The following is a 12,781-nucleotide window of genomic DNA, read 5'->3' on the forward strand; positions in this document are numbered from 1 at the left end:
CAATGGGAATTAACCTTGGCTCAATTCCTGCTGTCTTTCAGCGGGTTGTGTAACCTGAGCCTGACTCCAATAACCTTGCTTAATGCCCTTATCAATCAACTCGGCGACCGCGAGTTCGATGGCCTGCAACACGCAAAATTGCACTGGCTCGTTAGTGGTAAAACCGACTTCCGCCTCGGCCAAACGATTCAAACTGGTATAGCGGAACAGGCCTGCACGCATTTCCTGCGAAAGTACCCTTTTACTCGTAGATACAGACATCATCACTTTACCCGTGTGCACATCGACCGCACGCAGATAGATAGTGACTAAATCCTCACGGTACATTTCCGAGGCGCCTATGCCATAGTATTCCACCCCAGTGCCGCCGGTGCTGGTGTTGGTCTCGTAGCTGATAATACCGCCTTCTAATAGCAATCTCGCCGTCGATAATACCGGAATATCATCACCCTTAGTGCCATTTTGTTTGTTGCTGATTTTGCGCTCGGTCAGTAGGTTTTGCAGGCCCTCACGCTCGACGGGCGTAAACCATTTAGAGTCAATCAAGGTTTGCATCAGCATCGATGTCGCCCCTTGTGTAACCGCAGTAGAGAATGAACTCACGTTAGCCTGGGGCTTATACTGGCCCGTTTGGTCGCGAAAGGAATACACGGCCACAGGGATAGGAAACTTAGGCCCAGGCTGACTCTGTAGCCCTTTCATCACCTCACTCATCGGATTAACTTGAGCGGGCGTGATATTTAAGTCTGGCTTTGGGATCAAGCTACAGGCTGACATACTCAGCAGCATCAGGGCGATAAACACTAAACGAGTCATTAGTTTCCGCCTCCGAAGGTTGGCATTTCAATCACTGTCACTTCACCGGTTTCGATATTGGTGATGGTCAGCATCACCCCTGTGCCAGTTGAAGCCACTTCAATACGGAAATCACCCGTATCGTACACCCCATCAGTGATCTCCCCGTCGGCCACCCCACGGGTGATGGAGTTAATGATGTTACGTTCTAAGGATTCCTTAAAGCGGGTAACAAAGTCCTTTTCGGTCGAGCTGGCTTTGTTATCGTTTTGAGCCTGCGCTTTATTCAGCAGAAAGGAGCCATTAAGCGGATTACCGCCAAAGCTGGGATTCACTGGGGTATAGATTAATTCGGTTGCTTGGCTTGTGCATGCCATGCTGAGCACGGCAAGAGAAAGTAACGTCCTGTAAGTCATTATTATTATCCTAAAAGTCGTCCGTTGTTCCTGAAAAATCACCCGTAATGGCATTGGCTCGAACCTGAGCTAAGTAATCAATGGTCAGCAATATGGCCTGCTCTGCGCTTTCCTTAATAGGATTGGCGCGGCGGCCAAAGTGCGTGGTATAGATACGCGTACCGTTGACCTCTAAGGTTAAAACCGTGCCCGCCTGTGGAAACACGGTTTCATATAGGGTCACGTTAAAGCCTTGGGTAAAGGGCAATTCGCGCCAATAACTTGAATAGTAAAAGCCAAAATCCTTACCAAAACGGGTTAAGGTTCTGTCTATAACTAATCCACTGATTTCAATGTCATCATCGGCCAAAACACTGGGGGAACTGACAAGCAGCAAGGGACACAAGATGCAGACGAACAACCGCTTTTTTAACGATCTCACTTTCCTCTCCCTGTTGATGAAAGCCACCCATTGAGCGATATCCAAAGCCGAACCAAGGGCCAGCCCTTAGTCAACATTTTCGCTTACGCAGGGTAACAGGGCAGCCGATCTTTCGTCATTAGAGGGAGGGGTAAATTAGCCCGAAAAGCTAAGGTAAAAACCGCAAAATAGCCCATTTGGGTAATACATTCGTCTGAGGAGTGAAACCTCTTGATACACACTTAAACGCGGTTTATTGCGGCAGCCACAAATGTACCGATAGGCCGCCGTCGTTGCGGTTATGCATGCTAATGCTGCCATCGTGGGCTTCGATAATTTCGCGGCAAAGTGGCAGGCCTAAACCCGTGCCCGATTGTTTAGTCGAGTAAAAGGGCAATAGGGCTTGCTCTAACACTTCCTCGGACATACCACTGCCACGGTCCTCGATTTTGATACTAAAGCCCGCCCCATCCACCATGGTTTGGTGACGAATCGAGAGCGTGACTTCATCGGGGTTAGAACCTGATTCATGGGCATTTTTCAGTAAATTCAGCAGGACTTGCTCCATTTGCCCTTGGTCGAAATAGCCCATTTCAGCGGGTAACTCATTGGCTAAGGTAAAAGGGTAATGTTGGGTTAAATGCTCGATAAGCTGCTGCCACGGCACATCACGTCGCTGCGGTAAAGGCAGTTTAGCAAAGCGCGCATAATTGAAAATAAACTGGCTCAAGTGATTCGTGCGACTCTCTATGGTGTCGAATATCAGCTTAAGCTTGGGATTATCGAGATCTTTCGTCAGTAAACGCCCCGAGTTCACCATGGAGGCGATGGGCGCAACGGAATTATTTAGCTCATGGCTGATAATGCGGATCACCTTCTTCCATACCGCCACTTCCTGACGATTAAGCTCTCGGGTCATCTGCTTAAGCAAGATTAAGTTATGCTGTTGGTTATTCAGTAAAAACTGGCCACGGCTCAGATACCAAGTCTCAGTATCATCCTCACCCATGGTAAACAGGCCGCTCTTTTCCTGCTTAAGGGCCAAGGCAAGCGCTTCGGGTAAGTCTTGCAGCAGCTCGTCGAGGCTCAAGCCTTCCATCTTGCCTTTGATATGAAAAAGATGCCGCGCCGCATCGTTGGCATACATGAGTTTTTGATGATCGTTAAACAGCAGCATCACATTCGGAGAGCTTTGAATTACCTTATCCAGCAGCAATTCCCGCTGGTAAATATATTGCCGCTCTTGGCGCAGCTTAGCCGCCGAATCATTGAATAACTCCGCCAATGCTTTCAGCTGCCCTTCACCATTCGCCGGAATGCTGACGCTAAAGTCATTGTCGTTAAAGTTGAGTAAACCAACCTCTAATGCATTGAGACTGCGAGCTAAATGGCGGGTAAACCAAGCCACACCCAAGGCACAGGTGCCGCAGGCAAACAGTAATATGAATAGCCATTCAGTGATTGGCGGTGTGGACACTGCCTCGTGTTCTAACTTCAACTTAGGCAGCGAGATAGGTTCAGCGGGTGGCGCTATGGGCGGCACTTCAGGATGGACTGAAGGGCTAAAGAGTCCGTCTTTAAGTTGCTCGAGTTTATAGAGCTTAATTTGCAGCTGTTCTTGCTTAAGTTGCTCCAACTTTTGCAGCTCATGCTTAATCTGTTCCGCCCTTAAACGCTCTTGCAATGGCAGAGCTTGCTGTAATTGCTCGTTATTTTTAATTGCTGCCTCGACAGTCTCTTGCAGCTTATCTACATCGAGGGGCGGTATAGTTATATCGGGGATCTTGATGGGCGCAGCGACTTCAACGGGCGAGATAGTCGGACGATAGCTCACAACACCTAAGGTCAAGAGCACACCTAAGGCGCAACAAACGGTTGAATAAATGATTAATTTTGTTCGCAGTTGCACCTAAAATTCCGCCTAATGCTCAGTGTTTATCATGCTATGGTTATTTTTCTAGACCAAACTTATCCATGCGGCGATACAAGGCCTGTCGACTCAAGCCTAAGGATTTAGCCACGCGCGCAATCACGCCCTTGTGTTGCCTTAGGGCCATTTCAATCTGCTCACGGCTAACATCCATAGCGTCGCTGGAGTCCGATTGAGCAGGTACGTCATGATGCAAACTTTTCACCTGCGGTTCAATCGGTGTTATTGCGGACAAGGTTCGCCCAAATGTCGTAGTGTTTATTGCACTTGAATGACTTCCATGGGCGGGTGGTAACCCAAAATCGGCTTCGGTTAACACTCGGCTTTGGGCCAACAGCGCCGCACGTTTGCAGGCGTTTTCCAACTCGCGCACATTGCCCGGCCAGCGGTGCTGCAACAGGGCTTGCTGCGCCGGTTTACTCAGGCTAAAACCCTCGCCGACAAAATGCTTCACTAAGGGCAAGATATCATCAATGCGTTGATTCAGCGGCGGTAAGGCCAATTCAATCACATTCAAACGGTAGAATAAGTCCTCACGGAAACGCCCCTCGGCAATATCTTGGGCTAGGTCGGCGTTGGTCGCACTGATCACCCTCACCTTCACCTTTAAGGTTTTATGGCTGCCTAAGCGCTCGAATTCTCCGGTTTGTAATACCCGCAGCAATTTCACTTGGCCAGACAGGGGTAAATTACCAATTTCATCCAAAAACAGCGTGCCGCCATCGGCCGCTTCAAAGCGACCAATGCGCGCCTTATTGGCGCCGGTAAAAGCTCCCGCCTCGGCACCAAAGAGTTCTGCTTCGAGCAACTCCATCGGCAAGGCGCCCACATTCACCTTGATAAAAGGTTTGTTTTTTAAGGGAGAATTAGCGTGAATAATATCGGCAAGTTTGTCTTTACCCGCACCATTGGGGCCAGTGATCAACACTGACACATCGGAACGCGCCAGTTGCAAGGCTAAGTCGATACAGCGCTGCATAGCGCCACTGCCAAACACGATTCCACAAAGATCCGCATCGGCGATCGCCACCTGACGCTGGGAGTTCACCCGTTCGAGTTGCTGGTTTGCACGGGCAAGTTTATGTAGTGCGATTAAATTAGTGATACTGTTTAGTAACTTAGCATCATCCCACGGTTTACCCATATAATCGGCGGCGCCCGCTTTCACTAACTCGACCGCTGTTTCAAGCTGGGTCCACGCCGTCATCAGGATGATCGGCAGATCTTGCTGACGCTCACGCAGGGCATAAAACAGCTGCCGCCCTTCTTCCCCCGAGGTAGTATCGCGGGTGAAGTTCATATCTTGGATAACCAAATCAACATCTTGGGTTGACATTAGGCTAAGGGCATCTTCGGGCGTATGACAAGTCAAGACCTGATAACCATTGATCTCCAGCATTAATCCTAAGGCCTGGCAGATGGCATGGTTATCGTCGACAATCAGAATAGTGTCCATGTGAGCATATGCGTCCAGAGTAAAACTATTAACCTTAAAGTAACAAAAAGTGCAATAACATCCTACTGTTATCGCACTTAATGCCCTTCAACTTATTTAAACACTGCGGGTGGCTGTCGCCGGAGAAATCTTAGCGGCCTTGCGAGCCGGTAAGTACACCGCAAGAGTGGTTACCGCAAACAGCCCCGCCACAGTCAATAATGGATAGACTATCTCCAGCATCGGCAGACTATAGAGGCTCATCAATTGCTGACCGAGCTGAATCGCTAACAGCACACCAATGCTGCCGCCGAGCAAGCAGAGCAGATAGTTCTCTACGAGGAAGTAGCTGATAATATCGCGCTTTTTCGCCCCTAACGCACGGCGAGTGCCGATCTGTTTAGTGCGGCGCTGGATATTAAACATCACCATGCCTGTCACCCCAAGGGATGTGATCAGCAGCAGTAACACCACCATCATGGTCAGTACGGTTGCCATTAACTCATGGTCACGGTACGCCTCGATACGGCGCTCTCCCATGGTCGTAAAACCTTCGACCACGCGGCTCGGATATTCCTTGTGCAGCAGCTCGGGAATGACTTCCTTGAGGCGAGCCATATCGCTCGACTTAGCTCTCACTAAATAGCGTTTATAGTCAGCGGGATAATTCACCGACAACACTGAGCTAAACTCCAGGTTTTTGTTATCCACCCACGCCGTTTGTAAGCGCTCCAGCACTCCAATCACCACAAAGTGCTGCGTGCCCATATAGACGCTTTTCCCGAGTGCGGTTTCATTCGGCCATACCTTATCGGCAAAGGCTTTAGTGACGAGCATCTTGCCACCATCTTCCAGCAACTCTGTGGTGATCTCCTGGGGATAGAAGTTACGTCCTTCGACTAACTTCAGCCCTAGGGAGTTGATAAAATGCTCATCACTCATATACATGCCCGTATTGGGCGTGGATTTAGCGCGCTCCTCAGGCCCCAGCGTAAAGTTACTCGACCAACCGCCGCCGCTCAGGGGAGCCATTGAAGTGGGCGCAACATCAATCACCCCAGGAATCGCACGCAGAAGTTCCAAATCCCGTTTATCCTGCGCGACTAAATCCGTCGATTTATCAAAATGATAAATACTGAAATCGAAAACTTCGCTTTCAACAACCCCCGAATCACGCGCCATTAAATTCAAACGCTCGGCGATAATAAAGCTCGCATTCGCGACGATAGCCACAGATAAAATGATCTGTAATAACAGCAACAAGGGGCCGCTTTTACTGCGTAATAAACTGCTGAGAATAGGTTTAATATGTAACATATTGCCCCCGATTATTGGCTCTTAAGATAAACACTTGGGTTAGTCGTACACACACGCCACGCGGGGTAAATGCCAGCCACCACAGCCGCCAAAATCGCGATCATTGGCGCTATCAACCACATGCTGGTATCGAGGTGAGTTAAAGACGCCTCCAAATCAAACTTCTTGGTCAGCAGCATCAATGAGCCCCAGGCCCAAGCCAAGCCGAGTAAACCGCCGAATAACCCCATCAAGGACACTTCCACCATATGTTGGGCAAAGATCTGCCCTTGGCTGGCCCCGATGGCGCGGCGCACACCAATCTCGGGAGCTCGACGTAAAAACTTAGACAGCAACAGACCTAACATATTGACTAAACAGACAATTAAGAAGAGTGCACTCAGGCCCACCAGCACCTTGTTATCCTCCGGCACCACTTTATTGATGGCTAACCATTGGTCAACATCGGACAACTGCACATCGGCCTTAGGCGAGCTAAAGCGGCCTAATTTCTTTTGTTGTTCAATATATTGGCGTACCCACTGACGGTACTCAGCCACTTGCTCAGGCGTATCCAGTTGCACCCAATACTGGGTCCAATGCTTTTCAGAGGTTAAACGCTGTGCATAGGTGTTGATGCTTTCATAGTTCCAACCGTTGGTATTCCCCCAACTGCCATATTCCTCAATCGGCGCTAAGCTGTAGGGCACAAACAAAGTATCCACATTGCCAAAGGCGCCATTGTTAAGGTCGTAATAGTTTGGACTCGGCTCCCAAGGCTTAAGTACTCCAACCACTTGATAGGGCTTAGCATTGAAATAAATCGTCTTGCCGACACTATTTTGGCCCGCAAACAGCGTTTTATTCAGCTCATCGGTCAACACCACTTCGTAGCGAGCATCCTTATCGACACTGTCATCCCACGCCTGACCAAATTGAAACTCAAGGCCAAACAGTGGAAAAAAGTCGTTATTGGTTACCCTAACCCGAGATTGCAGCACGGGTAAAAAAGCCGGATCTTCGGTTTGCACCGCGCCGCCCGTGCGAAACATAGGTGTTTGTAGGCTAGGAATATCACTCTTGAGTAAGTTCATCCCGTCTTGATAGGTGATCTGTTGATCGAAGCGATCCCAGGCATCTGGACCTTGGCTCCATAGCTGCACCGCAAACAATTGGCCGGATTTCTCCCCCGCAGGGTTAATCGACATCATTTTATAAATATTGAGTGTGGTGATAGTGATGCCAATGCCGATGGAAATCGCCATGATCATCAATGCCGACAACATGGGCGTTTTTTTGATGCTACGCCAAGCTAAATCTAAGTAATAGAAGAACATAACCGCTCCTAGCCTTGGGCGTTAGCAACCAGTTTATCGACACTGCCGTGGCTTGCACTGCGGGCCGCATTAGGTTGATACATGGTAAAGTCGCAGACTTGACCATCGACAATTTGGATATTGCGTTGGGCTCGGCGAGCCAGTTCAGGATCGTGGGTCACCATGATGATCGTGGTGCCAGATTGGTTAATATTCTCCAATAATTCCATCACTTGGCGGGCCATTAAACTGTCGAGGTTACCCGTAGGTTCGTCGGCGAGCAGAAAACGAGGCTCCCCCGCTAAAGCGCGGGCAATCGCCACCCTTTGCTGCTGACCGCCGGATAATTGGGTCGGCAAATGCTTCATCCGCGCGCCTAAGCCCACTTGCTCTAACGCTTGCTCCACACGGCGTTTACGCTCCTTGGCACTAAAACCACGGTAGCGCAGCGGCACTTCAATGTTTTCCGCGAGGTTAAGATCGGGGATCAAGTTAAAGCCTTGGAAGATAAAGCCAATCTTCTCGTTACGTACGGCGGCACTCTTGTTATCACTGAGGTTGGAGACATTAATCCCATCTAAAAAATAATCCCCATGGGTGAAGCCTTCGAGCAAGCCAGCGATATTTAAGAAGGTGGTTTTACCTGAGCCAGAAGGACCCGTAACCGCCACAAACTCGCCCTCGTTCACCTCAAGGTTGAAATCCCGCAGCGCGTGGGTTTCCACTAAGTCCGTTTTAAAAACCTTACTGATATTCTTCATTGATAACATTTTAATTTCCTTGATTAATTTTTATCTTTGCGCGCAAACGGCTTATAAAACGCGCCAGTATTTCTTTATCTTTAAGTGGTAACGGCTACACAAAGCCCTTACCCCGCAAAACGGCCCATCACAAACCCACTCAAGGCATCGAAAAACCCATTGAGACAGGCGAATATAAAGCTCACACTTTCCATCGAGACATCACCCACCTGACGCGCTTCTTCTAGGGGATTCGTCCATTCCAAAATATTTAAGCCGAGGAAAAACCAGCTATTAGCCTCACCTATGCCCAGCTCAACCGCCACGACCAGTAGGGCTAAGGCCAGAACACCAAACAATTTGGATGACATCAACAGACCAAGATCGACGTTTTTAGTACGCATAATGAACTCCTTGTACACCTTAGCCGCAGACTTTTCAGCCAGAGCGGCGTTAATTACATCAATTTGATTAATAAGTAATTTTTGACTATCGGTCATCAATGCATTTTGACCTGTTCGGCATGGTTGAAGGGCTCAACACTGGAGATCACCCATTCGTCACCCGCTTTACCGCCTTCGATCACTTCCACCTGACTCATGCTGGTGCTGCCGAGCTTAATGTCGCGGCGGGTAGCAATATCGCCTTCGACTTGGTAAACCTCATCGCCACCACCGCTGGTCATAAAGACACCGCGTTTAACCATCAACACATTCGCCCTGTGTTCGAGCAAGACTCTGGCGGAGATCCGCTGATTTTGGCGCAGCTTCAAGCTTTCGCTCTGGACAAATTGCACTCTGGCGGTCACCTCACGGTTACGCACTTCGGGGGAAATCGAGGATAGTTTGCCCATGAGTTTGACTTCACCGAAGCTCAGTTCGACCTCCATTCCGAGTCCTAACTCGTCGGCGTAGGATTCAGGCACTGCCAACTCGGCCTCATAGGCACTTAAATCGACCACGGTCAGGATGGGTTGATTGGCGCTTAAACGCGTTTTTTGCTCGGTCAACCAGTTACCAATAATGCCGCTCACCGGCGCCTTGATATTTAAGGCATCGACCTGACGCTCAAGCTCTTTTACCGCCAGACTCTGACGCTCAACTTCCAAGGCCTTGTTTTTCACCTCAAAGGTTAAGGTATCCTTGGTTAAGGCCACTTCCTGCTCCGCATGCTTAAATTTGAGTTTTGCCTTGTGCAGATCGTCCTTGCCCTTCTCATAGTCGATTTGGCTGATCAGTTTAGATTGGATCAATAAATCCCCACGGCGGCTCTCCCGATCGGCGGCTTCCAAATCGACCGAGGCCATGTCTAAGGTTTGATTGACTTGTAATTGGTTACGTCTGGCGTCTAGCTTGGCACGCTCAAGGGCGCTCTCTAATCCCGCCAATAGTGATTTCGCCTGCTCTAATTGATTGGTTAATCTTGGACTCTCCAGCTTTGCGACCACATCACCTTTGCTGACGCTATCCCCTGGGTTGCTCAGTAACGTCACAGTGCCTTCTTCGGTGCTGTAGAGGATCGGCGCATTGGCGGCAACAATTTTGCCCGTGGTGGCCACATCTCGAGTGAGTGTGCCAACATATAAAGTAGCGGTGGTGAGCTCGCTACGGCTGATGGACTGGCTGACTTTATCGCTACCAAAACTGGCCCACACTAAGGCGCTGACGAGTAAGGTGCAGCCGCCAATCATCAGAGGCAACTTGAGGCGTTTTGCGGTCGATGGCACAAGGACTTTATCTTGGCCGCTGGTATCTTTAATCATGGCGTTTCTCGCTTCCCTGTCGGAGGGCTGGATAGGCCCATCGCTACGGACACTATTAAAAATCGATATCCAGTAATAGCAACGCCTATGCCAATTTCATTAAAACATTTATTTTCAGCATGTTAGGTAGAATTGAAGATAAAAGTGTCCGCGGACACCGAGGGCTTTATTAAAAAGTGTCCGCTGGTTTTCGCGAAAGTGTCCGCTGAAAAGCGGTTTGTGAACATAGGAGTAAGACGGAGTGCGGACACTCAACATGCGTTAACACTTTTATTGGTGAAATGGCTGAGTTTCCCTTTACAGCTAAATCCTTGCCACATAAGATCCTGCCACCCTCGCAGCAGAAACATTCAACAAGATGAATCGCCCTATGACAACACTCACTATTACTCGTCCTGACGACTGGCACATTCACCTAAGAGACGGCGCACAATTAAAAGACACGGTTCGCGATATCAGCCGCTATATGGGCCGCGCTATCGTGATGCCTAATCTGGTTCCTCCCGCTATCGATACCGAAACCGCCTTGGCTTATTACGATCGTATCAAGGCGCAAGTGCCAGCAGGCTCGCAATTTGAACCCTTAATGGTGTTGTACCTCACCGACAAAACCAGCCCAGAAGAAATCCGTAAAGCCAAAGCCTCGGGCAAAATCGTTGCCGCTAAACTCTATCCAGCAGGCGCGACCACCAACTCGGATTCTGGCGTGACCGATTTGAAGAACATCTACCCCGCCCTCGAAGCGATGCAGGAAGTGGGCATGTTGTTCCTAGTGCATGGTGAAGTGACTGATTCATCGATTGATATTTTCGACCGTGAGCGCGTATTTATTGAGAATATCCTCAGCAAGATCGTGGCCGATTTCCCTAAGCTTAAAATCGTTCTCGAGCATATCACCACTAAGGATGCGGTCGATTTCGTGACTCAAGCATCTGACAACGTTGCTGCCACGATCACCGCGCACCACTTGCTCTATAACCGCAACCACATGTTGGCTGGCGGTATTCGTCCGCATTTCTATTGCCTGCCGATTTTAAAGCGCAATACCCACCAGCAAGCGCTGTTAGGCGCCGCGGCCAGTGGCAATAAGAAGTTCTTCCTCGGTACCGACTCTGCGCCACACGCTAAAGATCGTAAAGAAGCCGCCTGTGGCTGCGCGGGTTCTTATACTGCCCATGCGGCCATTGAGCTGTACGCCGAAGCCTTTGAATCGGTCAATGCGCTGGATAAATTAGAAGCCTTTGCCAGCTTCAACGGCCCAGATTTTTACAATCTGCCCCGCAACAGCGATACCATCACCCTAGTGAAAAAATCTTGGGATGTGCCCGTCAGTTACCCACTTGGCGACAACAACGTTGTGCCAATTCGCGCCGGCGAACAAATCGATTGGCAGGTCGAATAAACAGGCCTTTTGAGGCGATAAACGGTTAGCCTGCTGTTTATCAAGCTCGACACCGTTAAGAGTCGCCTTAAGGCGACTTTTTTATAACCAGTAAATAACTCCATAAGCGATTATCTTTTAAGAGAAAAACATGAATACACGGAAGTTACTAACGCTGTTGTCCTCAAGCCTATTGCTTGCCACTACGCTACCTTTTAGCACTCTTGCCGCCGATGAACTCTCAGGGATTTGGCAGGGCACGCTGGGTAAAAGCAGTATTAGAGTCTGCTTTAACCAATACGGCAGCGGCAGTTATTACTATCAACGCTACCTAACCCCAATACAGCTCGATCTGCAAAACGGTATTTGGAAAGAAGAAAACAATACTGGAAACTGGCAGTTCGATAGCGCGACGGCGCAGCAACTCAACGGCCATTGGTTTAAAGACAATTCAGGCAAATCCTTACCCATAAAGCTTGAGCGCCAACTCAGCCCCGATAATCAGGATGACTGCAGCGCCGATGCCTACAATTTGCTGCTTGAAACCAAGCCTTCACTGAGCCGTGGAAAATGGCAAGCTTTTCAAACCATTGAATACCGTCCACTGACCTATGGCACAGAAGTCGGCATCGAATTTAACGGCCCACAAAAAGGCATTCCCGCCATTAATCAGTGGCTTGAGAAAAAGCTCACCGATGATACTCAGCTAGCACAAACCTTTGACACGCGCCGCAGAATGTTGTCGCAAATGGGCCATTTTGTGGCCGATGAAACCTATGCAGAACCGATTTTCCTCAATCAGCATTGGCTCAGCGTGCGCTTATATCGCTGGGCGGCGGGTTTTGGCGCCAATGGGATCAGCCAAGAGTTTGTTAGCTTCTCCCTCGCCGATGGTAAACCCTTCCATCCGTGGCAGTGGTTTATCGCCGATAAGCCAACACAAACCTTGCCAGAAAGCATGAGTTATCAGCTCCCACCTGCACTTAAGGAAAAGCTGTTTGCCAATGCAGTCCCAGCTGCTGAATGCCCAAGTGCCGACGGCTCTGGGTATTTTCAACTCACCCTCGAGGCGAATGGGATTAAGTTTTGGGAAATGCCCCGTGGCGATGGTTGTGAACAGGAGTTTACCTTAACCCCACAAGAAGCCATGCCCTTTGCCACACCTTGGGGGCAAACGCAGCTTAAGCTATTGGAATAATAAAATTTAATATAAATTCATCATTAATCGCGATAGCGGGAAAGCAGGCTGAGATAACGATAATAAGCGTTAGAAAAGCCCTTTCCCGTTAATCTTGTCGGGCTAACGTCTC

At 49.3% G+C, this 12,781-nt stretch carries 12 protein-coding genes; 2 read left to right on the forward strand and 10 right to left on the reverse strand.

From position 1 onward, the window contains the following. Positions 1-9: 9 nt before the first annotated feature. From N7386_RS16900 to N7386_RS16945, 10 genes are all read right to left on the reverse strand, one after another. The gene (locus N7386_RS16900; RefSeq protein WP_279769861.1) at positions 10-816 is read right to left on the reverse strand and encodes a CsgG/HfaB family protein; all 807 of its coding nucleotides are present in this window, start codon (positions 814-816) and stop codon (positions 10-12) included. Then, the gene (locus N7386_RS16905; RefSeq protein ID WP_220053730.1) at positions 816-1,211 is read right to left on the reverse strand and encodes a curli assembly protein CsgF; all 396 of its coding nucleotides are present in this window, start codon (positions 1,209-1,211) and stop codon (positions 816-818) included. The genes N7386_RS16900 and N7386_RS16905 overlap by 1 nt, the downstream gene beginning before the upstream one ends. A gap of 10 nt (positions 1,212-1,221) precedes the next feature. Continuing rightward, complete coding sequence (locus N7386_RS16910) at positions 1,222-1,632, reverse strand: curli production assembly/transport protein CsgE (RefSeq protein WP_086902698.1); 411 nt, start codon at positions 1,630-1,632, stop codon at positions 1,222-1,224. 232 nt (positions 1,633-1,864) lie between these two features. Beyond that, positions 1,865-3,520 (reverse strand): ATP-binding protein, encoded by a 1,656-nt coding sequence (locus tag N7386_RS16915; RefSeq protein ID WP_279769862.1) that lies wholly within the window; start codon positions 3,518-3,520, stop codon positions 1,865-1,867. A gap of 40 nt (positions 3,521-3,560) precedes the next feature. Further along, a complete protein-coding gene (locus tag N7386_RS16920; protein WP_279769863.1) occupies positions 3,561-4,997 on the reverse strand; it encodes a sigma-54 dependent transcriptional regulator in 1,437 nt (478 codons plus the stop codon). Between the two features lie 96 nt (positions 4,998-5,093). After that, positions 5,094-6,293, reverse strand: coding sequence for an FtsX-like permease family protein (locus N7386_RS16925; protein ID WP_279769864.1), 1,200 nt, complete (start codon positions 6,291-6,293; stop codon positions 5,094-5,096). Positions 6,294-6,304: 11 nt separating this feature from the next. Further along, a complete protein-coding gene (locus N7386_RS16930; protein ID WP_279769865.1) occupies positions 6,305-7,609 on the reverse strand; it encodes an ABC transporter permease in 1,305 nt (434 codons plus the stop codon). An 8-nt stretch (positions 7,610-7,617) separates the two neighbouring features. Next, a complete protein-coding gene (locus N7386_RS16935; protein WP_011621658.1) occupies positions 7,618-8,358 on the reverse strand; it encodes an ABC transporter ATP-binding protein in 741 nt (246 codons plus the stop codon). A gap of 98 nt (positions 8,359-8,456) precedes the next feature. Beyond that, entirely contained in the window at positions 8,457-8,732 is a 276-nt protein-coding gene (locus N7386_RS16940) for a hypothetical protein (RefSeq protein ID WP_279769867.1), read from the reverse strand. Positions 8,733-8,827: 95 nt separating this feature from the next. Then, positions 8,828-10,090, reverse strand: coding sequence for an HlyD family efflux transporter periplasmic adaptor subunit (locus N7386_RS16945; protein WP_279769869.1), 1,263 nt, complete (start codon positions 10,088-10,090; stop codon positions 8,828-8,830). 370 nt (positions 10,091-10,460) lie between these two features. On the opposite strand from N7386_RS16945, the gene pyrC reads away from it, so the two are divergent. Further along, a complete protein-coding gene (pyrC, locus tag N7386_RS16950; protein WP_023269013.1) occupies positions 10,461-11,492 on the forward strand; it encodes a dihydroorotase in 1,032 nt (343 codons plus the stop codon). Positions 11,493-11,622: 130 nt separating this feature from the next. Continuing rightward, complete coding sequence (locus tag N7386_RS16955; protein ID WP_279769872.1) at positions 11,623-12,669, forward strand: hypothetical protein; 1,047 nt, start codon at positions 11,623-11,625, stop codon at positions 12,667-12,669. The last annotated feature ends 112 nt before the right edge of the window (positions 12,670-12,781 follow it).

It is taken from the genome of Shewanella sp. GD04112 (assembly GCF_029835735.1).
Classification (GTDB): domain Bacteria; phylum Pseudomonadota; class Gammaproteobacteria; order Enterobacterales; family Shewanellaceae; genus Shewanella.

Coding starts and splice junctions, on each gene's coding strand:
- N7386_RS16900 (WP_279769861.1), bottom strand. CDS start 816: ATGACTCGTTTAGTGTTTATCGCCCTGATGCTGCTGAGTATGTCAGCC.
- N7386_RS16905 (WP_220053730.1), bottom strand. CDS start 1,211: ATGACTTACAGGACGTTACTTTCTCTTGCCGTGCTCAGCATGGCATGC.
- N7386_RS16920 (WP_279769863.1), bottom strand. CDS start 4,997: ATGGACACTATTCTGATTGTCGACGATAACCATGCCATCTGCCAGGCC.
- N7386_RS16925 (WP_279769864.1), bottom strand. CDS start 6,293: ATGTTACATATTAAACCTATTCTCAGCAGTTTATTACGCAGTAAAAGC.
- N7386_RS16930 (WP_279769865.1), bottom strand. CDS start 7,609: ATGTTCTTCTATTACTTAGATTTAGCTTGGCGTAGCATCAAAAAAACG.
- N7386_RS16935 (WP_011621658.1), bottom strand. CDS start 8,358: ATGTTATCAATGAAGAATATCAGTAAGGTTTTTAAAACGGACTTAGTG.
- N7386_RS16940 (WP_279769867.1), bottom strand. CDS start 8,732: ATGCGTACTAAAAACGTCGATCTTGGTCTGTTGATGTCATCCAAATTG.
- N7386_RS16945 (WP_279769869.1), bottom strand. CDS start 10,090: ATGATTAAAGATACCAGCGGCCAAGATAAAGTCCTTGTGCCATCGACC.
- pyrC (WP_023269013.1), top strand. CDS start 10,461: ATGACAACACTCACTATTACTCGTCCTGACGACTGGCACATTCACCTA.
- N7386_RS16955 (WP_279769872.1), top strand. CDS start 11,623: ATGAATACACGGAAGTTACTAACGCTGTTGTCCTCAAGCCTATTGCTT.